The sequence below is a fragment of the Paenibacillus cookii genome, assembly GCF_018333375.1.
Lineage (GTDB): Bacteria > Bacillota > Bacilli > Paenibacillales > Paenibacillaceae > Paenibacillus_AQ > Paenibacillus_AQ cookii.
This window is the reverse complement of the sequence record NZ_BORW01000019.1, coordinates 45877-71352: the sequence shown is the minus strand read 5'-3', so window position 1 is coordinate 71352 and position 25476 is coordinate 45877. Positions and strand designations below refer to the sequence as shown.

25 protein-coding genes and 1 pseudogene are annotated in these 25476 nt (G+C 52.7%); 6 read left to right on the top strand and 20 right to left on the bottom strand.

Translation table 11 applies throughout. From position 1 onward, the window contains the following. Nucleotides 1-17: 17 nt before the first annotated feature. The 4 genes from KI367_RS16845 to KI367_RS16830 form a co-directional block, all read right to left on the bottom strand. Nucleotides 18-1133 carry a Ger(x)C family spore germination protein gene (locus tag KI367_RS16845; RefSeq protein WP_212951058.1) on the bottom strand — a complete coding sequence of 372 codons (1116 nt, stop codon included), beginning with the start codon at nt 1131-1133 and terminating at the stop codon, nt 18-20. Beyond that, a complete protein-coding gene (locus KI367_RS16840) occupies nt 1130-2224 on the bottom strand; it encodes a GerAB/ArcD/ProY family transporter (RefSeq protein WP_036712074.1) in 1095 nt (364 codons plus the stop codon). Before KI367_RS16840 ends, KI367_RS16845 begins: the two co-directional genes overlap by 4 nt. A gap of 34 nt (nt 2225-2258) precedes the next feature. Beyond that, the gene (locus KI367_RS16835; protein ID WP_212951056.1) at nt 2259-3677 is read right to left on the bottom strand and encodes a spore germination protein; all 1419 of its coding nucleotides are present in this window, start codon (nt 3675-3677) and stop codon (nt 2259-2261) included. Between the two features lie 131 nt (nt 3678-3808). After that, nucleotides 3809-4507 (bottom strand): FHA domain-containing protein, encoded by a 699-nt coding sequence (locus KI367_RS16830; protein ID WP_036712072.1) that lies wholly within the window; start codon nt 4505-4507, stop codon nt 3809-3811. A 201-nt stretch (nt 4508-4708) separates the two neighbouring features. Here KI367_RS16830 and KI367_RS16825 point away from each other — a divergent pair, with 201 nt between their 5' ends. Together KI367_RS16825 and pdxK are read left to right on the top strand one after the other, a co-directional pair. Continuing rightward, entirely contained in the window at nt 4709-4975 is a 267-nt protein-coding gene (locus tag KI367_RS16825) for a hypothetical protein (protein WP_036712069.1), read from the top strand. 94 nt (nt 4976-5069) lie between these two features. Next, the gene (pdxK, locus tag KI367_RS16820; RefSeq protein ID WP_036712067.1) at nt 5070-5882 is read left to right on the top strand and encodes a pyridoxine/pyridoxal/pyridoxamine kinase; all 813 of its coding nucleotides are present in this window, start codon (nt 5070-5072) and stop codon (nt 5880-5882) included. Nucleotides 5883-5949: 67 nt separating this feature from the next. Here the strand turns inward: pdxK and KI367_RS16815 are convergent, their stop codons facing one another. The 11 genes from KI367_RS16815 to KI367_RS16765 form a co-directional block, all read right to left on the bottom strand. Further along, nucleotides 5950-6519: a DUF1700 domain-containing protein gene (locus tag KI367_RS16815; protein WP_246537024.1), complete on the bottom strand. Its 570-nt coding sequence runs from the start codon at nt 6517-6519 to the stop codon at nt 5950-5952. Beyond that, on the bottom strand, nt 6512-6859 hold the full coding sequence (locus KI367_RS16810) for a PadR family transcriptional regulator (protein ID WP_036712064.1): 348 nt from the start codon (nt 6857-6859) through the stop codon (nt 6512-6514). Before KI367_RS16810 ends, KI367_RS16815 begins: the two co-directional genes overlap by 8 nt. A 182-nt stretch (nt 6860-7041) precedes the next feature. Beyond that, nucleotides 7042-7860, bottom strand: coding sequence for an NAD(+) synthase (gene nadE / locus KI367_RS16805; RefSeq protein WP_036712061.1), 819 nt, complete (start codon nt 7858-7860; stop codon nt 7042-7044). 44 nt (nt 7861-7904) lie between these two features. Then, entirely contained in the window at nt 7905-8519 is a 615-nt protein-coding gene (nadD, locus tag KI367_RS16800; protein ID WP_036712059.1) for a nicotinate (nicotinamide) nucleotide adenylyltransferase, read from the bottom strand. A 9-nt stretch (nt 8520-8528) separates the two neighbouring features. Then, nucleotides 8529-10019: a nicotinate phosphoribosyltransferase gene (locus KI367_RS16795; RefSeq protein WP_212951054.1), complete on the bottom strand. Its 1491-nt coding sequence runs from the start codon at nt 10017-10019 to the stop codon at nt 8529-8531. A gap of 36 nt (nt 10020-10055) precedes the next feature. Further along, nucleotides 10056-10616, bottom strand: a complete 561-nt coding sequence (locus KI367_RS16790; protein ID WP_212951052.1) for a cysteine hydrolase family protein — start codon at nt 10614-10616, stop codon at nt 10056-10058. Nucleotides 10617-10646: 30 nt separating this feature from the next. Further along, entirely contained in the window at nt 10647-11423 is a 777-nt protein-coding gene (locus tag KI367_RS16785) for an NUDIX hydrolase (RefSeq protein ID WP_036712057.1), read from the bottom strand. A gap of 210 nt (nt 11424-11633) precedes the next feature. Then, nucleotides 11634-13265, bottom strand: coding sequence for a DHA2 family efflux MFS transporter permease subunit (locus KI367_RS16780; RefSeq protein ID WP_052147111.1), 1632 nt, complete (start codon nt 13263-13265; stop codon nt 11634-11636). Between the two features lie 16 nt (nt 13266-13281). After that, nucleotides 13282-13725 (bottom strand): MarR family winged helix-turn-helix transcriptional regulator, encoded by a 444-nt coding sequence (locus tag KI367_RS16775; protein WP_036712055.1) that lies wholly within the window; start codon nt 13723-13725, stop codon nt 13282-13284. Between the two features lie 402 nt (nt 13726-14127). Beyond that, a complete protein-coding gene (locus KI367_RS27640) occupies nt 14128-14223 on the bottom strand; it encodes a hypothetical protein (RefSeq protein ID WP_081992523.1) in 96 nt (31 codons plus the stop codon). An 82-nt stretch (nt 14224-14305) separates the two neighbouring features. Further along, nucleotides 14306-15439, bottom strand: coding sequence for a glycosyltransferase family 2 protein (locus KI367_RS16765; protein ID WP_212951050.1), 1134 nt, complete (start codon nt 15437-15439; stop codon nt 14306-14308). Nucleotides 15440-15683: 244 nt separating this feature from the next. Between KI367_RS16765 and KI367_RS16760 the strand changes: the two genes are divergently transcribed. The 4 genes from KI367_RS16760 to KI367_RS16745 all read left to right on the top strand — a co-directional run bounded on the left by KI367_RS16760 (nt 15684) and on the right by KI367_RS16745 (nt 18670). After that, nucleotides 15684-16550 carry a pentapeptide repeat-containing protein gene (locus KI367_RS16760; RefSeq protein WP_036712052.1) on the top strand — a complete coding sequence of 289 codons (867 nt, stop codon included), beginning with the start codon at nt 15684-15686 and terminating at the stop codon, nt 16548-16550. Between the two features lie 161 nt (nt 16551-16711). Beyond that, nucleotides 16712-17224: a cysteine protease YraA gene (gene yraA / locus KI367_RS16755; protein ID WP_212951048.1), complete on the top strand. Its 513-nt coding sequence runs from the start codon at nt 16712-16714 to the stop codon at nt 17222-17224. A 177-nt stretch (nt 17225-17401) separates the two neighbouring features. Further along, nucleotides 17402-18019, top strand: a complete 618-nt coding sequence (gene cdaS / locus KI367_RS16750) for a sporulation-specific diadenylate cyclase CdaS (RefSeq protein WP_036712049.1) — start codon at nt 17402-17404, stop codon at nt 18017-18019. 36 nt (nt 18020-18055) lie between these two features. Beyond that, the gene (locus KI367_RS16745; protein WP_036712046.1) at nt 18056-18670 is read left to right on the top strand and encodes a diadenylate cyclase; all 615 of its coding nucleotides are present in this window, start codon (nt 18056-18058) and stop codon (nt 18668-18670) included. Nucleotides 18671-18734: 64 nt separating this feature from the next. Here KI367_RS16745 and KI367_RS16740 read toward each other — a convergent pair whose 3' ends face one another. The 5 genes and pseudogenes from KI367_RS16740 to KI367_RS16720 all read right to left on the bottom strand — a co-directional run bounded on the left by KI367_RS16740 (nt 18735) and on the right by KI367_RS16720 (nt 25469). Continuing rightward, nucleotides 18735-20717 carry an elongation factor G gene (locus KI367_RS16740; RefSeq protein ID WP_212951046.1) on the bottom strand — a complete coding sequence of 661 codons (1983 nt, stop codon included), beginning with the start codon at nt 20715-20717 and terminating at the stop codon, nt 18735-18737. Between the two features lie 130 nt (nt 20718-20847). Next, a pseudogene (locus tag KI367_RS16735) lies at nt 20848-21080 on the bottom strand (glutamate--tRNA ligase family protein); the annotation flags it as partial. A gap of 348 nt (nt 21081-21428) precedes the next feature. Continuing rightward, a complete protein-coding gene (locus KI367_RS16730) occupies nt 21429-23432 on the bottom strand; it encodes a Na+/H+ antiporter (protein ID WP_036712043.1) in 2004 nt (667 codons plus the stop codon). Nucleotides 23433-23591: 159 nt separating this feature from the next. Next, a complete protein-coding gene (locus KI367_RS16725; protein WP_306433247.1) occupies nt 23592-24338 on the bottom strand; it encodes a metallophosphoesterase family protein in 747 nt (248 codons plus the stop codon). Between the two features lie 69 nt (nt 24339-24407). Beyond that, nucleotides 24408-25469 (bottom strand): hypothetical protein, encoded by a 1062-nt coding sequence (locus KI367_RS16720; RefSeq protein ID WP_212951044.1) that lies wholly within the window; start codon nt 25467-25469, stop codon nt 24408-24410. Nucleotides 25470-25476: the final 7 nt, after the last annotated feature.

Genomic DNA, 25476 nt, shown 5'->3' with positions numbered 1-25476 from the left:
ACACGGGGATCATCCGGCTATTGGATGATCCCCGTGTTTATGATGGAAACCTGGACGTCCGTATGAAATTGCACCTCTTGATATTCCTTGCTCCAGTCCTTTTGTTTCCAAAGGCTATTATGGTATGCGATAAGCTCCCTGCCGACGCCGAATATATCGCAATTAGCCTTTTGCAAGCTGCGCACGACGTCCCGCGCTTGCCTCGTCAAAATATCGGACAACTCTTGATTGACCCGAACGAGCGATTCCTCGGTCAAGGGATGACTTCCCGTATATTCTTCGATCAGCCCCTTGAGCTTGATGTTCAGCTGAACGTGAACCTCCCCGTTTTTTCCAACCATCACCTTGAATGTTCGTTTGACCTTTTTTTTGCCGACGTTGAAACTGATGTTTCCGCGAAGCGGTCCGTCATCGATCTTTTTGGTCAAACGCGCATTATCTCCGGAACGTCCCTTGAGAAGGACCAGCATAATCGAATCCTCGATATTCAGCTCCCCGGTGAAATATTGATCATGAAACAATGCGACGCCTTTGGCAACGATCTCTTTCCCTTCCAACCCGATGTACGGCAGCGCAAAGTCCTGGCCCGGATCCTTCAAAGCCTTGAAGACCGTATCCATCGTTTCGGGCGGATAAAAAAGGCTCATTTTCTCCAGGCTTTCGATCTTTTGGATCAGGAATTCCCCGATTTTCAGTTCCCCGACCTCTTTTTGGCCGATGATTTCCGACGCTTCCCCGTCTGTGATGATCAGTCTTACGTTCGAGCTCGGATTGTCGGGATCCCGGAAGTTCACATCCATCGGAGGTTTCAAGCCGTTTAGCGCCAAGTCTTTGCCGATGACTTGAACGCCGTTTTTGAGCACCCGCATGTTCCCTCTTACCCGGGCCCGAAGCTCGTTGCTCGAGCCGCGGGTCGTTGGTCCTACTGCGCTGTGGATTTCGTTTTTCGTGCCGGATTGCTCCGATTCGGGCGGAATAATGAGCTCAACCGTTTCTTTTATCTTCTTGTCTTTCGTCAGATCAAAGCCGACGCTGTATGCAAGATTCAAATCTTTCAAATACTCCCGGTCCCAGCATCCCGCCAACATTGCCGTCGACAGGACCGCTCCAAGCACGGCGACTGAACGTTTCATGCAGATCGTTCCACCTTCTTTTTGAACAATTTCGATCCGAAGACCATGGCAAACGGAAGAATGAATATAAACAGATACGCCGCATATTCCGCGGAAACGTCCAACCGGCGTGTGGCTAACGGCGTTGCTGGAAGCAGCGTAATGAAAAATATCACGGCGTTAACGTAGGGCGTAAACACTCCATGGCTTTTTCGCTCGAACAATTGCGCAAGCCCCACGGAAGCGGCATACGCATAACTCGTGATCGAGCAGACGAGGGTAATCGACCAGATGGGAAGGAACAAGACGTCCGCCCGGTCGACGATGTAAAAATTCAGCGATTTGACCAGATAAAGAACGGGCTCGGGAATCAAGCGAAGCTGCTCGGAGCTGAACACCATGAGACAGGTGCAGACCACGAAAACATAAAACAACGTGACGAACAAATTCGACATGCTTATGATCATCAGCTTCTTTTTGTCCGAAGCATCGATAAACGGAAATATGACCAGAATCACCTCGAATCCGTACATGGAGATCGTCGTGTCCTTCGTCGCCTTCAAAATGTTCCAAATGCCCGCTTCCATCAGCGGAAACATATATTCCAGGCGGGCTTGGGTCAATCCATAACTTACGAAGATGATCAGCGGGATAAACAAGGCGGACGACAAGGTATAAAAACGGGCCATCACCGTCAGCTTCTCCTTCGCCAAGTAATACGTCATGATCGAAAACAACCCAAGCAATATCCATGTCGGCGTTGCATTCATCATCCATCTCTGCAGCACGCCGACCGCGCTGAGCATAATATTGGCGCCGAGCAGCACGAAATATCCGATGTATCCTGCAATGAGCAGTTTGCCGAATACGCGGCCCCCGAGGCGCAGGCAGATTTGGAACAAATTAAGGCCCGGAAATTTGCGCAGCAGCAACCAGAACATCAGGATGATAAGCTGCGTGATGGCTCCCGTAATGAGAACGGTAATGCCCGCCCCGCCTCTGGCGGTCTCGTTGAGTTTATAGGGAATGGAAAGAACCCCGACTCCGATTTGGGCCTGTATGATAAACAGGAACAGCTGCCTGGCCGATATCTTTTTTTCGGTCTGAGCCATATCGTCCCCCCTTTCCTGCTTCTTTTCCTAAAATTCAATTGTCGTTCCCTTGCGCCTTTTTGCGGATGTTCCAGACCGGAAACCTCGAGAATGTATCCTTCAACCCCTGAAATTTGAGAGGAGCGATCGGATAAAAATACGGCTTGCCGAATGATTCGAGCTTGCACAGGTGAACAAACAACAACGTCAATCCAAAAGCGATGCCGATATATCCGAACAAGGCGGCCGCGATCATGAGCGGGAATCTTAGAATCCTTAGCGACGAGCTCATTTCGTTGGACGGGATAAGGAAGGAAGAGATGGCCGTCAATGCGACGACGATCGTCATCGTATACGAAACCAATCCGGCCTTGACGATCGCGTCTCCGATCACCAAACCTCCAACGATACCGATCGTTTGGCCGACGCGGCTTGGAAGCCGCAGTCCGGCCTCCCTTAAAAGCTCGAATATAAGCTCGAGAATCATCGCTTCAACGATCGGCGGATAAGGAACGCGCGTCAGCGAACCTTGCACCGTAAAAAACAATTGGATCGGCAAAACGTTGGAATGGAAAGATACCGTCGCAATGTAGATCGCCGGCAGCTGGAACGCGGTAATAAAGCTGATGAGGCGGATGAACCGGATAAAAGACGCGATCATCCACCGGTTGTTGTAGTCGTCGGGCGTTTGATAGAAAGTAAAAAAGCAAGCGGGCACGATCAAAGCCGTCGGATCGCCCTCCAAAATCAAGGCGATATGTCCGTCGACAAGATACGCGCTCGTATGATCGGGCCGCTCCGTATTCACATGCTGCGGGAAGATCGAAAACGGATTGTCCTCCATCAATTCCTGAATGAACCCCGTAGACATCACCGTGTCGAGCGAAATCTCCGATAATCGTCGTTCCACTTTTTGGACCAGCTCGTTATCGCATAGGTTTTGAACGTACAGCATGGCAACCTTTCTCGGCACGGTGTTGCCGACGGTGTGGTACCGTACCGTGAGGTCGGGAGTGCCGATATGCTGACGGACCAGATGCAGATTGACGGTTAAATTTTCGATAAAGCCGTTATGCGGGCCGCGAACGATCGCTTCGTTTTCCGGTTCGGTAATGCTCCGCTCGTATTTGGCCGGCGTCGTAAGCGCATAAAATTCATCGTCCCCGTCCAAAACATACAGGCAGCTGCCCTGCATCAAGCCCTGAATGCCTTTTTCAAGGTCGTTGCTCCGTTCCATCCTTAGGGTCGTAAACAGTTCCGAGAGGCTTTTTCCTTCCGCAAAACTCATGGGCGCAAGAATATTGCGTTCGATCAATGCCGGATCGACGAGGGATTCAAGGTAAATCAGCGCTCCCTGCGTATCTTTGTACGGATGATGTTTTATTTTGAGGTCATGGGTATCAAACAGCGCCTTTTGAATATACTTCGTATTTTGCTCCAAACTGAAAAAGGCATGTTGGGATGACTCGTTCATGAATGATCGCCTGGCTTTCCGATTATGATGAGTTACTTGGTAATTTCTCCATTCATGAGCAAAATATTCCCTTCTGCAGCCCATTTCGGGCGCACAAAAAAAGCCGCAGCGATTGCGGCCTTTTTCTAAATTCATGCGTTTGACGCGTCCAGCTCGGCGAAGCTGCCTTCGCGCTTCATGTATACGCCTTTTTTATACACCGATTTAATGACGAAATTCGAACCGAGTTTTTTGTTCGTCCGGTAAATAAGCGAATTCACTTCATCGATGCCGACCAGCTCGGCGTTTTCGACGCAGCGTTCCGGCCACACCTGCTTCATGATTTCCTCTTTGGTGACGAAATGGTTCAAGTGGCTGTGCAGCAGCTTAAACAACAGATACTCTTTTTTCGATAAGGTCACCTGCTCGGTGCCGATCTGAATGCTCTGCAAATGGTCATACAGCTGCACTTCGCGCTCCAGCAATTCGGAAACCGAATACTCCCGCGTTTCTTCCAGATCCCCGTCGAATTCCACCTGCAGCCTTACAAGCCCGTTCACAAGCGTCAGCCGGTCTCCGGGGGAAACAGGATATCTCCTGTGCGGAATCAAACGCTGTCCGTTCAGCTCGGTGCCGTTTTTGCTGCCCAGATCTTCGATGAACACTTCCTGGTGAACGCGGTGCAAGCAGCAATGGCGTTTCGATACCAATTGATTATAGATCGCCAGCACATCCCGGTTCATATGCGTGTGTCTGCCGATCGTGACGCTTCTCCCTTGCTCGAGATACAGGAACGAACCATGTCCTTTTTGCCCGGCTGTATCCAGAATGATTTTTACGATATCCGGCATGTTCAATCTCCCACTTTCTAACCGCGGTTAGGCGCACCGAAGGGCGGCCCTAACCAAAAATGATAAATTCATCAGATTTGCTCCATTGTTTGCCACACGGGCTCATTTTATAGTAAGAACAACACCTATCGATCACGAACAACATCACATGATTTAATACTATCAGTCCTGTCATCATTTTTCAAAGCGAGGTTTAACGACGTGAAACGAACTCAAACGATCATGTACGGCGTGATGTCATTTTTGGCTGCGAGCGTGCTTGCTCTTTACGTATACTTTTTTCAGCAATTGGAGGAGAAACCGGATGGTGCGGCGGAAACCTTATTTCTTCAGCAAAACGCCGGGAACGTGCCTGGTAACGATGCCGGCGGGCAGGCAGGCCTGTCGGCGGGAACCGCGATCCAAAACGGCAAGTCGATCTGGGAGAGGATCGAGGATGCCGTCCTGGAGCGCATTCATTCGGAATAACGAAGCTTAATGATTCACCTGCTTGTCGTTTTTTGATATAATCAATGTCGACTTAAGCGGTTTATATTTTAATGCAGGAAAAGAGGTTTTCACCGTGTCCAAAATCATCAAGACATTAACGATTGCCGGCAGCGATTCCAGCGGGGGCGCAGGCATTCAAGCCGACCTCAAAACGTTTGAGGAGTACGGAACATACGGCTTTAGCGCATTAACCACCATCGTGACGATGGATCCGGACAATGGCTGGCACCATAATGTATATCCGGTTGACGCCGCGCTTGTCGCGGAGCAGCTGAAAACGGTGTTTGCCGGCGGCCCGGTCGACGCCATGAAAACAGGAATGCTCGGCAGCGTGGAAATCGTCCGCGTCGCCGAACAAGCGATCAAGGAACACCGCCAAACCAACGTCGTCATCGATCCGGTCATGGTTTGCAAAGGCGAAGACGAAGTGCTGAACCCGGAAAGCGCCGAGGCCATTCGCGATTTGCTCCTTCCGCTGGCAACCGTTGTCACCCCTAACCTGTTCGAAGCGGGCGTGCTCTCCGGCCTTGGAAAGCTCACGTCGATCGAAGAGATGAAAGAAGCGGCCCGCCGGATTCACGAGCTTGGCGCCAAAAACGTCGTCGTCAAAGGCGGCAAAGCGCTCGATGGCGAAAAAGCGATCGACGTTTTCTATGACGGAGCGGAATTTGCCGTGCTCGAATCGGACAAGATCGAACCTGCATTCAACCACGGTGCGGGCTGCACGTTCGCCGCGGCCATCACCGGTGGATTGGCCAATGGCTTGCCTGTAAGCGAGGCCGTGGCCAAAGCGAAGGATTTCGTCTCCGCGGCCATCCGCAGCGGTTACCAGTTCAACCAATATGTTGGCCCGGTATTCCACGGCGGCTACCGATTGGCGAAATAACTTGCCCCTGAGGCGGATGAAGAAACCTCCTTCCAACGAAGGAGGTTTCTTGTATGCTTGCCAGGCATTACCCATGAACTGTATGTTTGCCGGGCAGCACGCGTCTGTAACGCTCGGATAAAAACGCAAGGTATTTTTTCAACCCCAACCAGCTCGCAAAGGCGATGCCTCCAACGATTCCCCCAACCACAAGCGCGTAAATCATGCTGTATTCGGTCGCGATTTCCATTCCGGGGCCGATGCTCATATTGATCCAAGCCGCTCCGAAGGTACGAAGGATGCCTGCGATCACGATGAGAACCGCGCAAAATCCGAAGCCGTAAGCAACGGTGGCCAACACCGGAACGATCATGACGCTGAGCAAACCTGCCGTGCAGTAAAATCCGATGACCGCGAACACGTCTTTAAGCGACTTCATGCCCTTCAACCCGTTCAAGCGCTCGCTGCGATATGCCTTTGCCAGTTTGCGCGGGTCGCCAAGGCGCGATAAGATGACCGCCTCCGGAACGCCGTTAGCAATGCCTTCCGCAATATGGCTTTCGATCTCCATGACGGCGTCCATCCTTTCGTCATCCGGCAGCTTCTCCAAGTAACGGTTCAACTTCTCCAAATATTCCTTCCCATACCGGCTAATCAATGTTCTCTCCTCCAAATCGTTGTATTTGTTCGACCGCGCCGCTGATTTTATTCCATTCCGCAGCCATCATATGCATCAGTTGGCGCCCGGAATCGGTTAGGTTATAGTATTTCCGCGGCGGACCGGACTCGGATTCTTTCCAAAACGATTCGATGTAATGATCCTTCAGCAGCCTGCGCAGCAGGGGATATAAGGTCCCTTCCGTTACGGCAAGCGGCTCCCATTGGTCTAACAGCGTGACCAGTTCATAACCGTATCTGGGCTTATGGCCGATCAGCTGCAAAATGCAGTATTCCAATATGCCCCTGCGAACCTGCGATGTCCATTCCGACATTTCCATACTTCCGTTCGCTCCTTTCGGTATTATAATATCACCTAGTACTTTGCTTTGCAAGGTACTAGGTCAAAATCAGTTCCTGCCTATCATTATTTGCTCCTCACAGTCCTATGCTGGCGAAAGATAAAATACGCATGAAAAAAAGCTCAGCATCCGCTGAGCTTCGTGTTCGAAATGCCGCTTTCCTATTTCCACCATTCATCGAACGGCGTCACCGGGAGCTGCCGTTTATGTTCCGTATTTTTGTAGCGTTTTTCGATTTTTTCGCGATTTTCGGGATCGACCTGCTGCCCGGTGAGATATTCGTCGATGACCGTATATTTCATGCCCAGCTCCGTTTCATCCGCCTGCTGCGGTTTATTGTCGAGCAAATCGGCCGTCGGCACCTTCAAATACAGCCGCTCGTCGGCGCGGAGCTCTTTCAGCAGCTCGCGCCCTTGTTCCTTGGTCAGCCCCGTCAGCGGCGTCACGTCCGCTCCTCCGTCCCCGAATTTGGTGAAAAATCCGGTCAACGCCTCTGCCGCATGATCGGTTCCCACCACGAGGCACTGGCGTTCTCCGGCAATCGCGTATTGGGCGATCATGCGCATTCTGGCCTTCACGTTGCCTTTATGATAGTCCGACAAACCGCTTCCCGTCGCATCCGCGTAGGTCAGGGCCAGGGCATTCACCGAACTTTCGATGTTAAAGACGATAGACTCATCCGGATTGATAAACGCCAGCGCCGCCTGCGCGTCGTCCTCATCCTTCTGGGTGCCGAAAGGAAGCCGGACCGCGCAAAACGAAGCTTCGTACCCCTCCGCGCGCAGCTCTTCGGCGGCCAACTGGCAAAGACGCCCGGCCAGCGTGGAATCCTGTCCGCCGCTGATGCCCAGAACGAAACCTTTCGCTCCGGCTTTTTTGCAATATGCTTTGAGAAAATCCACCCGTCTGCGGACCTCCTCCTTCGCATCGATCGTCGGTTTTACGTTCAGCTCTTTCATGATCTGCTCTTGTGTGTTCATCGTTTTTGCATTCTCCCTTTTATGGATTATGGATTTTCAGAGGCTTACGTGTACAATTTATGGGCTTTGATGTAGCTGTAGCATTTTTCGGGCACCAAATACCGGGGTTCTCCCCCCATTTTCAATTCGTCCCGGATATAACTCGAGCTGATCTCCATGGCCAGCCCTTTATCGATGAGATGAAACGTTTGCCCGTCGTCGCTATTGCGCAGAATCGGCGATTTGCTGATGGCCGTTAGCATGTTGATGCCGTCTCTCGCCATGACGATAAATTTGTTTTCCTGTATCAGCTCTTCGGACTTCTTCCATTTGCCTTCCCCGATATCCAGCAGCAGGTCCGCGCCCATAATAAAATAAATTTCGTCCTCCGGAAACTTGGCCTTAAAATGCTTCAAGGTCAAATACGTCGCGATTTCCCAGCCGGCCTGCTTCATTTCGTAATCGTCCGCAATGAATTTGTCATTGCCTTCGATCGCCATCAGGACCATGTTCCAGCGGTGTTCATCGCTGATATGAAGCTGCTTGTCGGTTCTTTTGCTCGAACAGGGAAGAAAAATCACGCGATCCAGCTTGCAGCGCTGCGCCACCGTGCTTGCCGTCCACAAGTGCACGTTCGTGATGGGATCAAAGGACGAGCCGTAAATTCCGATTTTAGCCATAGGTCCTCCTTAAGCTTGAACCCTCCGGTTCACTTTTTGCTGAACTTCCTCGATCCGTTTCATTTTGTTGTCCCAGCATTCCTGGCTCAAGTTGACCGGATATTCCGCCGGGTTGAGCAGGCGTTTGTATTCATCCCACAGCACGTTCAAGTTTTCCTTCACAAAGGCTTGGATCTCGCGCAGGTCGGGCAGCCGATAAACCAATTTGCCGTTTTCGACGATCGTATGGTGAAGCTCCTTCGCTTCGAAATTCGTCACGAACTTCGCAATGTACGTATGGACCGGATGGAACATTTTCAGGCGATCCTGCTGCTGCGGTTCTTCGTGCTCCAGCGCGATGTAATCCCCTTCCGATTTGCCGCTTGCTTTATTGATGATGCGGAATACCCGCTTGCGGCCGGGCGTCGATATTTTTTCCGGATTCGAACTGATTTTGATCGTGTCGACCATGTCCCCGTTATCGTCCTCGATGGCGATCAGCTTATACACGGCACCCAATGCCGGTTGATCGTATGCCGTGATCAGCTTCGTGCCGATTCCCCATACATCGATTTTGGCCCCTTGAGCCTTCAAGTTCAAAATGGTGTGCTCGTCAAGATCGTTCGACGCGTATATTTTCGTGTCCGTAAATCCCGCCTCGTCCAGCATTCGGCGCGCTTCCTTCGACAAATACGCCAGGTCGCCGCTGTCCAAACGGATTCCTTTAAATTTTATCCGATCGCCGAATTCCTTCGCAACCTCGATCGCCGTCGGGACCCCGGAGCGCAGCGTATCGTACGTGTCCACCAGAAACACGCAGTCGGTATGGCACTCGGCATATTTGCGGAAGGCGGTGTACTCGTCGCGGTAGGCCTGGACCATCGCATGGGCATGCGTGCCCGCCGTCGGGATGTCGAACAGCTTTCCTGCCCGGACATTCGACGTCGCGTCGAAGCCGGCAAGAAAGGCAGCCCTTGTGCCCCAAATCGCCGCATCCAGCTCCTGCGCCCGGCGGGTGCCGAATTCCATCGTCGTTTCGTCCCCCACGACCTGCTTGATCCGGGAGGCTTTGGTGGCAATCAACGTTTGAAAATTGACGATGTTCAGCACCGCGGTTTCGATCAGCTGGGCTTCCGCCAGCGGAGCTTCGATTCGCAGCATCGGTTCGTTGGCAAACACGAGCTCCCCTTCCCTCATCGAGCGGACCGTTCCCGTGAAGCGGAGCGTTCGCAAATAATCGAGGTATTCGTCCGGATAACCGTCTTCCTTCAAAAATGCCAAGTCGCTGTCCGAAAAGCGGAAATCCTGGAGATAACGGACAAGGCGCTCCAACCCGGCAAACACCGCATAGCCGTTTTGAAACGGAATTTTCCGGAAATACACCTCGAATACCGCCTTGCGGTCGTGAATTCCGTCCTGCCAATACACCTGGGTCATGTTGATTTGGTATTTGTCCGTATGCAGCGCCAGGCTGTCATCCGGGTAAAGCGCTTCGGGCGTTCCAACCGTTTGATCTGTCATGGCCAACATCCTCCCTTGTGAGAGTTCGAAAAATAGTCAGACGACCTTCGCGCCCAGCGAACCTTCAAAATGCCGCAAAGCCCAAGCATGGCCTTCCGGATCGAAGCTCGCCACCGCATCCTTATGGATCACAAGATCGAATCCCTTGTTGTATGCATCCACGGCCGTATGCAAAACGCAAATGTCCGTGCAGACGCCCACGAGATGAAGTTCGGTAATGCCTCTCGCCCGCAGCCGAAGCTCCAGGTCGGTGCCCGCGAAGGCGCTGTATCTGGTTTTATCCATCCAATAGACGTGTTCCGAATGTTTATGGTCATCAAATACGCCCTGCAGAGCTCCGTAGAGATGGCGGCCTGCGGTGCCGTCGATGTTATGCGGCGGGAACAGCTTCGTTTCGGGATGGAGCGTATCCCCGGCCTTGTGCAAATCGACGGCGAATACGACGAAGTCCTGATTGTCCACGAATTCCTTCGTCAATTGCACGATGCGCTGCTCGATGTTTTGTCCCGGCTCGCCGCAGGTCAGCGCCCCGTCGGCTGCCACGAAGTCGTTGGTGTAATCGATGTTAATCAGTGCCTTTTGATTCGTTTTCGTCATCGCGATTCCTCCTGATCCGTTAGCTTCATATTACTTTTTGGCGTAATAAATGGAACTGTTCACCGGTGCGTCGTTAAAACGGTACAATTGCGTCGGTTTCTTGGACGTGCGGGTCGTCTTTTTTCCGGCGATTTCCTCGATGAAAGGCAGCGTCTTGATTTTGCGGGCGAATGCGGCATCGAGCGCGATGGCCGTATCGTCGGTGACGGTCAACAGCACCGCCTGCAGCTCGGAGTACGTAAACTCTTCGGGCAAGAAGGCTTTTGCCGCCGTCGTCTCAAGCAGCTTTTTGCGGATGACGGCCACCGCATCCCGAATGATCGTCTCATGGTCGAAAGCCAAATCGAGCTTAAACACTTCTTCCACCGGAAACAGCGCAACCTCGCTCGCATCATCTTGCGCCACGCGATCCGCAAGCCGGTGTTCGGGCACGATGGCGTAATGGGCGTTGGAAATGATCCAGCCGCGGGGGTCGCGCCCCGGCTTGTCGTACACCCCGAAATGCTCGAGATGAATCCGGTCCACCCCGGTTTCTTCTTTTAACTCCCGCTGCGCCGATTGAAACGCGGTTTCGGTTTCGCCGACGAATCCTCCGGGCAAAGCCCATTTGCCCGCTTCGATGTTCGTTCGCCCTTCGCTGTCGGTCATGCTTCGCTTGATCAGCATAAGGTTCAGCTTCATGGCGGGCGGCTTGAACGCTTCGGTTTTGTCGCTCAAGATGGTGAATACGGCAATGTCCGAGGTGTAGCCGTCCGGCGTACGGTATTTTTTAACGTCGTATTGCTTGAGCGCTTGTTCGTTGGACATGAAGACAGCCTCACTTCTGTATGATTATTTAACATTTAACGATTTGTTAATTTTATTATAGCTTCAGTTTATGTCCTTGTCAACCATTATGTGCCAATCGGATAGGCCAAAATCCCGTTTGCATCCAAAAATAAAAAAAGTGCCCCAAGCAGCACATGGCTGCCTGAAGCACCGTTATCTCACATATCGCATATCCGCGAAAATATGTCGTTACTCTGCCGTTACCGTTTTGCCGGGTCTGCCCGTTGCCGGTTCGCTTGCGGCGCCGGCTTCCCCTTGCGCCTGGTTGGTCGAACGAAGCGGCAGCTCCTTCAAGAAAAATACGAGCAGGAGCGCGACGACGAGGACCAGCGTCCCTGTCAGGAAAACCGTCGAAAGCGTGTTGCCCAGCGCATCGCGGATGCTGTCGATCATCTGGGCAAACAACTGCTTGGCTTGATCCGGCAAGCCGGCTTCGGTTTTTTCGACCAGCGGCTTGTTCATCAGCGTTTGCGGGTTGGCAAAAGACAGCATGTTCTGTGCCAGCTTCGGATCCAATTTGCTGAAATCCGGAGCGCTGGCCGATTGCAGGGCTTCCTTCAGGTTTTTGGTCAAGCTATTGGACATGACGGTACCCATGACCGCGATGCCGATCGTACCCCCGAGGTTACGGAACAGCTGCGTGGAAGCCGTCACGACGCCAAGCTCTTTATGCGAAACGGCGTTTTGGGTGGCCAGCGAGAAAACCGGCATGCCAAGGCCCAAACCTATGCCGAAAATGATCAAGCTGACGATCGTCATCCACAAGCTGTTCATGAAAATCATGATGCCCATCCCGATGATCATGATCGGCATGCCGATCAGCGCAAACCGTTTGTATTTGCCGGATTTTGCGATCAGCTGACCGGTAATGGCGCTTGTTATAACCATGCACAAGGACATCGGCAGCGTGACATAACCTGCATACGTCGGCGAAATGGCCAAAACGCCCTGCACGTAGAACGAAATGTAGATCATCGCGCCCATCAATCCGAAGTTCATAATAAAACCGATAATGTTCGAAATGGTTACGACGCCGTTTTTAAATAAATGCAGCGGAAGAATCGGTTCCTTCACTTGCGTTTCGACGAAAATGAAAATCAGGGCGGAAACGACCGCGCCTCCGATCAAACTGAGAATTTGCCAAGATCCCCACGGATATTCCGTACCTGCCCAAGAGAACGCGAGCAGCAGCGGAACGATCGTCGTCGTCAGGAACAACGAACCCCAGTAGTCGATATGCTGGCCTTTCTTTTTGTCGACTTTCGGGAACAACATCATAATCATGATAAATGCCACGATGCCCAGCGGCAGGAAAATCCAGAACAGCCAGTGCCAATCGATATGGTCGACCAAATAGCCGCCGAGCGTCGGTCCCAACACGCTGGAGAAGCCGAATACGGCGGTCATCAAGCCCATCCACTTGCCGCGTTCGCGCGGCGGGAACAAGTCGCCGACGGCCGTAAAGGCAGTAGACTGGATGATCCCCGCGCCGATCCCCTGAATCCCGCGGTAAATAATAAACTGATAGACATCGGTGGAGGTCCCCGTCAAAAAGGCCCCGACCATAAAAAACAATATACCGATCAGTATGAACGGCTTCCGTCCAAACATGTCGGACAGCTTACCGACCAGTATGGTGGCAATGGTGGACGTCAGCAAATAAATGTTGATGGTCCACGTGTAATAGTCCATGCCATCCAGAATCGCGATAATGCGCGGCATCGCCGTGCTTGTGATCGTCTGGTTGATGGCGGCAAAAAACATGGCGGCCATGATCGCGATCATGATCGTTATTTTACGTTTAAGCGTTAAATGCTCCATTCCCTCTCCTTCACCTCTAACCGTTGTTATGTTCTATATTCAAAAGCATCGAAGAGAAGATTCTTCTCAAATGCTGAATATCTTCCTCGGACAACATGCCGAAAAATACCTGAATGACCTCCTTCTGGTCATCTTTGATTTTGTCTATGATCTCATAGCCTTCTTGCGTGATCATCGTGTATACCACCCGGCGGTCGTCTTCCGCCCGCTCCCGCTTGACGTAACCCGCTGCGATGAGCTTGTCGGTCAAGCTTGTGATGGCCGGGGACGTTAACCCCAGCGCCTCCGCCAGCTCCGATACTTTCAAGGAGCCGCGCATGTTGAGCGTATACAAGACTTGAAACTGCGGAAACGTGAGATTGTATTCCTTGGTGCTGATTTTGTTCCATTCCTGGGACATGCTTTTCAGCAGTTGGCGGAACATCCCCGAGACTTCAAACAATAGTTCGTTCTTAGGCAAAATGCCAACCTCCTTGTACGTTTTCAAGTGCTTTGTCATAAGGATTTTGCGAACATTGACGAGTGAAGTCCGCCTGCGGGATTCCGTGCAAAACCCTTTGCTGAAATCTTTGAAATAATTAAGTTTTATTTAATAAGGTGTAAATAAATAAACGACTTAATCATTTAACACTTAAGTAATATACTCCGTCGCAAAGACGAAGTCAAGCAAATTTTATGTATATAATTTCATAATAAAATGAATACAGTTACCGCCTCAGGTCCAAAACAAAAAAACAGGCCCCCGTTAAGAGAACCTGCTTTCCTGCTTGCTTGTATTGAGATTCCAGCTGCCCGTCCAAATCCTCTACATGAAGCGGCGAAAAATACGGGTCATGCTTGTCGGCTCCTGCATATTCAAAAATCAGATCGACGCCAAGCTCTCCCGCATGTTCATGAGTCCATTTGCCGCATCGAAGCAATCCGTGACCAACGCCGCAAACGGATATTTTGAAGCCAACCGATAATCGGCCGAAACGACGACGGCTTCCGCTTTTTTTCGCCTGTGCCTTGCACGGGTTCTAGACCTTCCATTCCTTCATTTATGCTTTCAGATGAGTACGATCATACGTCGTGCCGCGCCAAGTCATGCCTCCCCGCCGGCCGGCGCGGTAAGCCCCTCGAAAGCCTCCGATCGTCAGAATGAGGCCTATCAAAGGATGGGCAATCCCATACCAAAAACCGCTGCCGGAATACCTTGAATAGATGAAATAGAGCCATAATACGGATACGATGCTTACGCCGCATAAAACGCGCGCGGAGAGCGGACCGATAAACAACCCGATCCAGGGATAAATCATCGTCAACAGGCAGGAGACCGCGGTGATGACGGCCTTCGGGTAACTGAACACCGATTTTTCCACGCTTCCGATAAGTTGGCTCAAACTTTCGTACCAATTCCAGACGCCGATCATCCGGGTTCCGTAAACCGCATCTTGGCGGTATCCCCCCTGCTTTATCCGTTTTCCAAGCTCGGCATCATCCGTCGTGACGTAAGAAAAGGCTTCATGGGTTCCGATCTTCTCGTAAGCCTCCCGTTTGACCAGATTAAACGCCCCCACGCCAAGCGAATGCGATGCCTTCGGATCTTTGATTTTCCACAGTTGGCCGAAGGAAGACGCGCTCATGAAAATAAAAGAGGCATACCATTTGGAAAGCGCATGAGGACCGATAAAATCGGGAATCATGGTCAGATGATCCAGTTCATGGCGTTCCATGTAAGCAACGGCTTTGGCGATGCACGACGGCTGAAACAAAATATCCGCATCCGTGAACAGCAGCCACTCTCCTTTGGCCATTTTCGTGCCTTGGAACAACGCGTGGCTTTTTCCCATCCATTGTTCGGGCAAATCACGCACGTCCAGCGCGGTAACATTCGGATAAGCCTGTGCAAGCTTGGCCGCGATCGCGCCGGTGCCGTCTTCGGAGCGGTCGTTGACCACGATCACCTCCAGCGGGTCGTAGGTTTGATTCATTAACGATTCGACGCAGCGTTCCAATGCCTTTTGTTCGTTTCTCGCGGCAATGACGACCGAAATGAACGGCTGCCGTCCCGCCGGCTCTTCCCGGGTACGATGCAGGATGCCGATCTTTCCGGCGTTGGCCGTAAAAATGATCGCAATGCTTCCCCACATCAGCACGTTGAGTCCCCCCAATACCCAATACACCCAACTCATGATCTTCCACCACTTTCGAATATTTTGGACGATCGTTCTAATCTTGATAAAAGAATGGGAATTGCACCTTTGATCTTATCCTATGGAAACATAAATAGAACGACCGTACTAATGTTATCATAATGGAAATGATTTCAATTGGCAATGAAAGAATCTTTGTTCTTCGGCAAAAAAATCATGTACAATGTAAACACGGAAAAAACAAGCCGGAACCGGAACACTAAAACGACCAAGGAGATTTTGCATGCTTAACTTACCAGAACATGATGCGCGGCATCCGGATCGGGAGGAGCTTCGGGCAGACTGCGGACAATGCTTCGGATTGTGCTGCGTGGCCCTGCCTTATGCCGCATCGGCAGACTTCGCGTTCGACAAACCGGCCGGGACGCCTTGCCGGCATTTGAATGCGGATTTCCGCTGCGGCGTCCACCAGAAGCTTAGAAACCTTGGCATGCGCGGGTGCACGGTGTACGACTGCTTCGGAGCCGGGCAAAAAGTATCCCAACAAACGTACGGCGGGCGCGACTGGCGCCAGGACCCGAAAAAAGCGCGCCAAATGTTCGACGTGTTTCCCGTCATGTGGCAGCTTCATGAGCTGCTGTGGTATTTGACGGAAGCACGTTCTTTGGAACCCGCGTCCCCTATTCATGAGGAGCTGGATGAGGCGCTCCAGGAAACTTGGCGGCTCACGGAGCTTGATCCCGAATCGCTCCTAAGCATCGACATGACCGCCTATCGGGCAAGCGTGAACGTCCTTCTTCTTCGCACAAGCGAGCTTGTCCGCGAAGACGCGCGGCGCAAACATCAAGGACCGCTCAAACAAAAAAAGGTTGCCGGCCGCGGGGCCGACCTCATCGGGGCCAAACTGAAGGGGGCCGATCTGAGGTACCAAAGCTTGCGGGGCGCTTACCTCATTGCGGCCGATCTCAGGTCGGCAGACTTACGAATGGCCGATCTGATCGGAGCGGATTTGCGGGATGCCGATCTTCGGGGCGCCGACCTCCGGGGAAGCCTCTTTCTCGCTCAAGCCCAGATTAATGCCGCAAAAGGAGATGCCCGTACCAAGCTGCCTCCTTCCTTAATGAGGCCCGAGCATTGGCAAGCGCCATGAACGAATGCTGCATTTCATAAAAATAAACAGTCAAGCGACAGATCTTTTATAGTTCTGGCTTGACTGTTTTTATTTTTTTGCGGCTTGCCGTATTCACATGGCGTTCCTGGTGGTAAGTATCTTATGACCCATTTGAATGATTACGAAGGAGGATGACAACCATGGGCAAAAAAATCGCAACCCTCATCACCGACATGTTCGAAGACGTCGAGTTTACCGATCCGGCCAAGGCTTTCAAAGAGGCCGGCCATGAAGTGATAACCATTGAAAAAAAGGCCGGGCAGCAAGTCACCGGCAAAAAAGGAGAGAAGGTCAGCATCGATCTGGGCATTGATGAAGCGAAACCGGAGGATTTCGACGCCCTGCTCATCCCCGGCGGATTTTCTCCGGACATCCTGCGCGCGGACGACCGTTTTGGCGAATTCGCCAAAGCCTTCGTGCAAGCAGGTAAACCGGTGTTTGCCATCTGCCACGGACCGCAGGTGCTGATCGATACCGATTTGTTGAAGGGCGTTGACATAACCGGATACAGATCCATCCGCAACGATCTGAAAAACGCCGGCGCCAACTACAAAGACGAAGAAGTGGTCGTAAGCCGCAACATCGTCACGAGCCGCACGCCGGACGATTTGCCTGCCTTCAACCGCGAGTCCTTGAAGCTGTTGGCGGATTAAGCGGCGCGCATTACCGGTTTGAAAGCGGTCTGAACCATAAAGCCCTCGCCTTGTTCGATAAGGCGAGGGCTGTTTTTCGTCCCCCGGCAACGTCCAATCCATTGATCGCGCCGCCGAGCAAATAATTATCCCCTTCAAAGGGGATAATTGTAATGCATATCAAAGGAGGCCCATCCCGTGGAGAACGAATTCGGCGGCTTTTCACCAAAGCCGGAGGAAATCAAACAACGGCTCAACCATATCGCGGACGGCGTCGACGCATTGATTTCGTCTTTGGATCAGCAGAAAATCGGCATTCTTAAGGAAGTCAGGCAGCTCTCCAAACGGTTTTCGGCTACAAGCAAAATGGCATCCGCCTACCACTTGAATCGGTTGCTCTTTCCTTATACCACGAAATGCGACGTCATCCTTCAAACGTTAGGTCAGCTTAGCGACATCCGCAGAGGTGCGCTGATCGTCATCGAACGGGAAGATCCGGTCGACGAATGGATCACCCGGGGCACGCCCTTGTTCGCCGAAATATCCGGCGAGCTCCTGGATTCCATCTTCCATGTCGGAAGTCCGCTGCACGACGGGGCCGTGCTGATCCGCAGCGATAAGATCGTCTCGGCAGCCAACATCCTTCCCCTTACGAAAAAGATTTACAAAGGCAAAAAGCTCGGAACCCGGCATCGCGCCGCCATCGGCTTGTCGGAACGAACGGATGCCTTGGTTTTCGTCGTATCCGAGGAGACTGGGAAAGAGTCGTTTTCGTTTAACGGAGCCCTTTACCCTTTTCAAACCATCAGCCCGTAACGGTCAAAAGCATCACTGGGAGCGTGACATGACGTTATGAATAACAAAAACTGCCGGGACAACCCCGCTCTGCTGCAAGCGGAAATGGCAAAGCAGCTCAACCGGGTCGCGGAAATTCTGCGGCACGGGATTTCCACGTTCGATCAAAACGACATTCAAATCCTGAACGACTTGGAGGAAATATCCAAGGAATTTGCCGATTTGGAAATGCTGGTATCCACGTATTTTCTGAACTGCCTGCTCACGGAATATACGGAATCCAGCAAGGAATTGTCACGCGCCGTCCACAAACTGAGCTTGAAAAGGCAGCAGGCGTTGATCGTTCTGGAAAAAAGCGACCCGGTAACCCCCCATATCCAGGGAGGAACCCCTATTAACGCCCAAATTTCAAGTCCCTTGCTGGAATCGATTTTTTATCCGGGAAGCAAATTGCAGCAGGGCGCGGTTCTCATCAAAGCCGATACGGTCCTTTCCGCAGGAAATGTGCTTCCCGTCACGCAGCAAATATTTTGGGATCGGCTGTTTGACTTGAACGAGGCCTCCGCCGTCGGCTTGTCGGAACGGTGCGATGCCTTGATTTTGCTGGTCGCGGCGAATGGAACCACGTCGTTTTGCCTGGAAGGAAATCTCTATCCCTTCACGACCGCCTGATAAACATACAGCGCGCATGGCCTGACCGCTGCCTACTGCCCATTATTCTTCATATCTCAAACTTTTAGACGCCGGTCCTCTTTGCCGTCTCTTGATGCATGTACCGATCCGCCTCATCCCAGGGGACGCTGAATCCTTTCCCTTTGGCGCAAAAAATCGACGTGGACGTGTATTCGGGATCGGCGTTTTTATCATAGCTTTTGGCCGCAATCACTTCCTCCGCGTTGCCGCAAGGCCGGTAACCCGCCAGCCGGAGCGTGAGCGCGCCTTTTCCTTTCGTGAAAGCGGCAACCTCCGCCGGATAATCCATCATGGTGGCGACGGGGGCCTGCCCGGTGATCACCGCCGTGTCTCCCTCGATATCCGGAGCGTCAAAGACGCCGCGCGCCTGCTGGATATCGGACATCACCCGGCCGATGTGATCGACGCCGACTTTCAGCTTGAAGTCGTAGACCGGCTCCAGCAGCACATTTTGCGCTTTTTCCAGCCCTTGCCTCAGCGCCCGGAGCGTCGCCTCCCGAAAGTCGCCTCCTGACGTATGTTTGTTATGGGAACGGCCCGTCAGCAGCGTCACGACGACATCCGTCAAGGGAGAGCCCGTGAGCAGGCCGCGATGTTCCTTCTCCGTCACATGCTGGCCGATCAGATGCTGGTATCCGACTCCGAGATCGTCGGGATGGCAGTCGTTAACGAACTTGACGCCGCTGCCCGGTGGCCCCGGTTCGATCTTTAGATGGACCTCCGCATAATGGCCTAACGGCTCGAAATGGCCCGACCCGATCACGGCGTCCGCTACCGTTTCCTTGTACAGAATTTCCGGCTTTCCGAACGAGACGGCCAGGTTGAAACGGTCATACACGACCTGCTTCAGCACTTCGAGCTGGATCACGCCCATGACGTGAATGTGCAGCTCCTGCAGCGATTCGTCCCAGTTTACCGTCAGCGACGGGTCCTCGGCATCCAATAGTTGAAAACAGCGCAACACTTCCCGGATCGATACGGCAGGATCGAACAACACCTTCGATTTCAGCGCCGCAACAAGCTCGTAAGGCTTTCGTTCGCCGATATGGCCGATTCCCGCCCCGGCCGGCAGGGAGGCAAGTCCCGTCACAGCCACGAGCTGACCAGCGCGGGCTTCATCAACCGCGGCATATTTTTCGCCGTTATAAATACGGATCGATGTGATTTTTTCCCGCAACCGTTCGCCGCCGCAGCTTTCGTATTCGATTTCGTCCCTGACGCGCAGCCGGCCTTGCAATAGTTTCAAATGGGTCAGCCTCACGCCCTGCGCATCATGGCGGATTTTGACCGCGCGAGCTGAAAGTTCGCCCGACGAATCCCGGTTGACCTCCGCAAGCGTGCCCAGGTTCGCAAGAAATTCTTTGACTCCCCTATCCTGCAATGCCGAACCGCACATGACCGGGAACAGGCAGCGTGTTTTTACCAAAGTACGCAAGCTTCGAATCGCGGACTCTTCATCCGCTAGGCCATCCAAATACATCCGCAGCAGCTCCTCATCCCGTTCCGCGGCGAATTCCAGCACCTCTTCGGAGATGCCTTCCGCTAAAGAACCCTGAAGGATCACGGCGTCCGGAGTCAGATGATGGCGGATCTCCTCCAGCACGGCCGCGGCATCCGCCCCTTCGCGGTCCATTTTATTGATAAAAAACAGCACCGGCACCCCATACGCCTGAAGAAGCTGCCATACCGTCTCGGTATGCCCTTCGACGCCTTCGACCGCGCTCACGATGATGACCGCATAATCCATCGCCTGGACGGCCCGCTCCATTTCCGCGGAGAAATCGACGTGCCCCGGCGTATCGATCAAATCGTAAGCCGAATCCCCGTACGTCATGACGGCCTGGTCCGCAAAAATGGTAATGCCGCGCGCCCGCTCCAGTTCATGGCTGTCCAGGAAGGCATCCTTATGGTCCACCCTTCCCCTGCTGCGAATGCTGTTGGTATGGTATAAAAGCTGCTCCGCAAACGTCGTTTTTCCCGCATCGACATGCGCCAGCAGACCGATGGTGATATTTGTGTCTCCCATGAAGCGATCACGCCCGTCCCTTCTGTAAAAATCTCATTTTGAGTATAACAGAAAAAAGCGGCGATCCGGTCATCAATCCGGGATAAAATTTTCTTCAATCGAACGGTTCCGGAACGGGCTGTCCTTGCCGTTTAACGGGATTCGTGTCATCCAGGCGCAGGTTGAACGTTCCGTTAAACTTCCGGGCTGGGCCACGGAGTGGTTGATATAAATCGCATAAGCGCTTCCGATATGCAAATAACCGTTCGGCTCCGGGGGAAATCGCGTCGCAACAGGCCTTGAATAGGCGTTGTCCCTGACGTCTTCCCATACCTCCTTCGTCAAAAAGTCGACAGGCGCTTCAACATCCTTGTTTCGATTCATCACGTTCGATAAACCTCTCTCATCATTCGAATTTTGTCCATGCTTCATAAAAAACAAAAAAATCCCGCCTCCAAGACGATGGGTCTTGGGGACGAGATTTGCGTTCGCGGTGCCACCCCGGTTCGCGGAATATATCGCTATATCCGCCTCTTCGGGTACGGCAACCGCGTTTAAGCTGCGTATACCCTAGCTCTGTAACAGGAGCTCATGTCGCATCATCCGCGAATATTCGCTTCCGAAGCGCCGCTCAGAGGCTTGGTTCAATGAAGTTTTTCCTGCCCCTTTTCAGCAGACGGGGCTCTCTGTCAGGAATCACGTTTCATTTACTCTTCTCTTCATCCGTTTCCACTAATCCCCGGCGTCTTCATCATGCACCGACTCCGCCTCATAGAGATGCCCTTCGTGGTAATTCACGTCCATCCGCAGATTGTTGGCGATGGTCCGGCTGATTTTGCCTTGTTCGAACATGTTCTGAATTTCGTTGCGTTCGGCCTGAATCGCCTTCAGTTCAAGCTCCCTGCGTCTGGCATCGGTCTCCCTTCCCGTTTCGGCCGGGACGTTGTCGTCAAGCAGCTGAAGCTCCATCCCCCGGTAATCGGCGAGAATGCTTCGTATCATTTCGCGGTTCTGGTCGGTTTCCATCGATTTGACCTCCGCGATGGCCGCACGGACGGCTTCCAGTTTGAGCGCTTTATAGAGTTTCCATTTCGGATGCGAAGGATCGAATGCCGCCTCTTTATGTCTTGCCCTGCGCATCGCCCGCTGCAGTCCGCCCCATCCGAGAACAAGCAGTTTTTTGAACTTTCTACTGGTCGTGAGCAGCATTTCGATCCGGCTAAGCGACGATTGGAACCGGTCTGCTAGCTTAGGGGAAATCCGCCCTTCCTGCAGCCACCGTTCAGCGGTTTTTCGTTCCGCTTGCAGGGCACCGATTCGGATGTCGAGCGCCTGCTTCCATGCTTTTCCGGACTCGTCCTTATTGTGGAACCTCGCCATTTGAAGCCTGCGGTTGTAGGCCGTGATCAGTTCGATCCCTTCCCGCCGGTTATCGTCGTTCATCTCTTCGCGCACCGCGCATAATCCCGCTTCAAGCACGCGAATCCGCGCAGATCGTTCCGTCTCGGCCAGCTCTTCGGGATCGGCCTGGGTTTCCCTCGTCAGGATCGGCAGCAGCACGCTGGCAATGACGAGCGTTAACAGGATGACGCCCGAGCAAATAAACAATATCAGGCTGCGCTCCGGAAACGGGCTATTATCGGCCAGCGTCAACGGAATCGAGAAAGCCGCGGAAAGGGTTAAGGCCCCCCGGACGCCGGATAAAGCCGTAAGCAGCGCCGATTTAAAATGCCGGTTGGCCGCCCACACCCAAACGAAACGAAGCAAAATCAACACGGCGGTGATCAGAAGGATATACCCGATCACTTGTCCGTTATTGTAGGCAGGGTCTTTCCATATCTCGAGGATGACTCCCGGAATTTCAAGCCCCAATAAAATGAACACCAGACCGTTCAGGCAAAAAAGAATGACCGACCAGGTGCTGTCGGACACGACCCGCAGCCGGGCGGATCCGCTTCTCATCCGATCCCGTTCGATGGCATGCGTCACTCCGGCGGCGACGACGGCCAAAATCCCGGAAACATGCATTTCCTCGGCGACCCAATAAATGACGAACGGCGTCAGGATGATAATCAGCATATGCAGCGTTACATCCTCCATCCCCATGCGGCGCAGCTGCATCCGCATCCCGATGATCAGAAAACCCAATACGACGCCCGCGATGACCCCGCCAATGGCGATGACGAGAAAGCTCCCGATGGCCTTCGGCAAGGAAAAATGCCCGGTCACCGTCGCGGCGATCGCAAAATTAAAGGCAACCAGGCCGGAGGCATCGTTCATCAGCGCTTCGCCTTCCAGCAGGCGCATAATTTTGCCGGGGAGCTTCGCCCTGCCCGACAAGGAACTGACCGCCACCGCGTCCGTCGGCGAAAGAATGGCCGCAAGCGCAAAAGCGGCGGACAGCGGAATCGCGGGGATCATCCAATGAATGAACGGTCCTGCGATAAGCACCGTCGCAAATACGAGTCCCAAAGCGAGCAGCAAAATGCTCGATCGGAGCTGCCACAGCTCGTCCCGCGGCGTCATTTTGCCGTCGTTAAACAGCAGCGGCGCGATGAACAGCAGCAGGAACAGCTCCGGATTCAGCGGGATGTGGTGAAGCCCGGGCAAAAACGCGGCCGCCACCCCCAATGCAATCTGAATGATGGGTACCGGAACGACGGGCAAAAAGTGGTTGACGACATTCGATATCCCTATAAGAATCAGCAGCACCAGCACCATTAAAAGTATTTCCATTGATTAGCGCGCCCCTTTAACCCGAAGGATTATTTCGATTGGCATGGCAGAATAAGACCCTGGATGAATTACCATTTATTTTGATCCAATTCCCCATGCTTTATCATCCTCCATGCATTACCCGTTCCGCGCAAAAAGAAAACCCGCTCGAAAAGCGGGTCAGGCGGTAGCATTCCCATCCATCATGGAGTCTTCTCCCCTTCGGACCGAATGCGTCTTGTATGTTCCTTGTTCGTCGATTTCCAGGCAATTCAGCTGTTTTCCAAATGCGCAGCCGCCGTCGATCCCGATTTTATCCCCTGCGGGGCTAAACCAGATGTCGGCCGACTCATGAAGATATACGACCGGGGTATGACCGAATACAACCTGCTGCCTCAGCCCCGTCCGACGCTCAAAAAAAGGCTCCCGGATCCAAATAAAATCGTCCTGCGGCTGGTTCCTCCAGTCGTCATGCTCCGGATTGATGCCGGCGTGCACAAAAATATGCTCGTTCGTTTCATGATAAAGCTCCAGGCTGCCGAGAAATTCCAAGTGCTGCTGATAATGTTTTTTGATGTGCGCTTTTGCTTCGTCGTAACGTTCCCGGGTCATGTCCCCGCCAAAAAAATCGGCGCCGCAGTAGCTTTCGAGCGTTTGACGGGCACCGTTGCGGATCCATCTGGCATTAAACGTTTCGGTATCCTTCACGATGGCATCGTACATCATCTGGTCGTGGTTGCCGCGAAGTACGGTGACGTTCCATATTTCCTTAAAAGCTTGCACCTGTTCCACGACTCCCCTGCTGCTTGGCCCCCGGTCTACGTAATCGCCGAGGAGCACGAGTTTATCGTTGGACGGGTCGTAGTTCACTTTCGTCAGCAGCAGGTTGAACTCGTCCAAACATCCGTGAATATCGCTGATCGCCAACGTTCTAATACGAATCTCTCCTTCTACCTTGCTTTTGTTTTTTTTAAAATGTTTCCCTTTTGCGAAACTCTACTTGCGCATCAAGTCCATTTCGAGCTCTTTCTGCAAAGCCATTTCCATCTTCATTCTCAGGCCCGCATATTGATCGATCAGCGGATGGTCGTATCCCAAATAAGCGCTGATTCTTCCCGGCACCGAGTCGTCTTCATGACTGCTGCTCCACTGGAACAAGTCCCGGTACAGATCGATCATTTTTTCCGTATTTTGCGGCGCGTATTTGATCGGATGCGGATCGCCTGCCAGCTTTACCTCGATTAAATCATGCAACACATGATATCCGTGACCGATCCATATTTCATCGGGCCTATGGTCCCCGGTTCCCCCGCCGACGGGCGTTCGATTCTTCAGGTCCGCGATGATCTCGGCGAACGTCAACCCGGTCATTGGCATGCACATGTAAGCCCACCAATGGCTTCCCGTCCCCGTGCTGTTCAATTCCCAGAAAGGATCCATCAAAATTTGCCGCACCCGCTCTTTTTGCGAAGGTCCAAACATGGATATGCCAAGCAGCAGCCCCGCGTTGCAATCCGTTGAGGCCGTTTTCCCCCAAGACATAAGTTTGGGCACGATGCGTTCATCCGCAAACGTGTAACTTAATGCCGGCAAAAATTCAGGAAAAAGCGGCTGTCCGGCCACCTTATTCCATTCGCTCTCAAACCGTTCCCGGTACGCTTGACAAGGAAGATGCAGCAATCCAAGGCAGGCATCCTTCGAGAGGTCCCAATCGTCTTCGCAAACGCAAGCGGCCATGTAATCCATATATTTTTCATAGCCCATGTACCCGAGCACATGCAAAATATCGCTCGGCATGTCTTCGCGCAGCGATCCCTGGTCGAAGCTAACCCGGGCGATGTCTTCGGCGAGCTCCAGGCCGCCGCATCTCATCACCGGATCAAGGAGCAGCACGCGCCTGTAATCCGACGGATCTTCCGCAAATACCCGGAATAATGCCCTTGCATCCTCATCGTCTCCATATATGGATATGATGCGGCAATAGGCCGTAATGATGGCGGAGTCGGTTCTCGGGTCGGCTTCGAGTCGATGAATGAGTTCTTTCGTGGTTTGAATCATGTTGCTG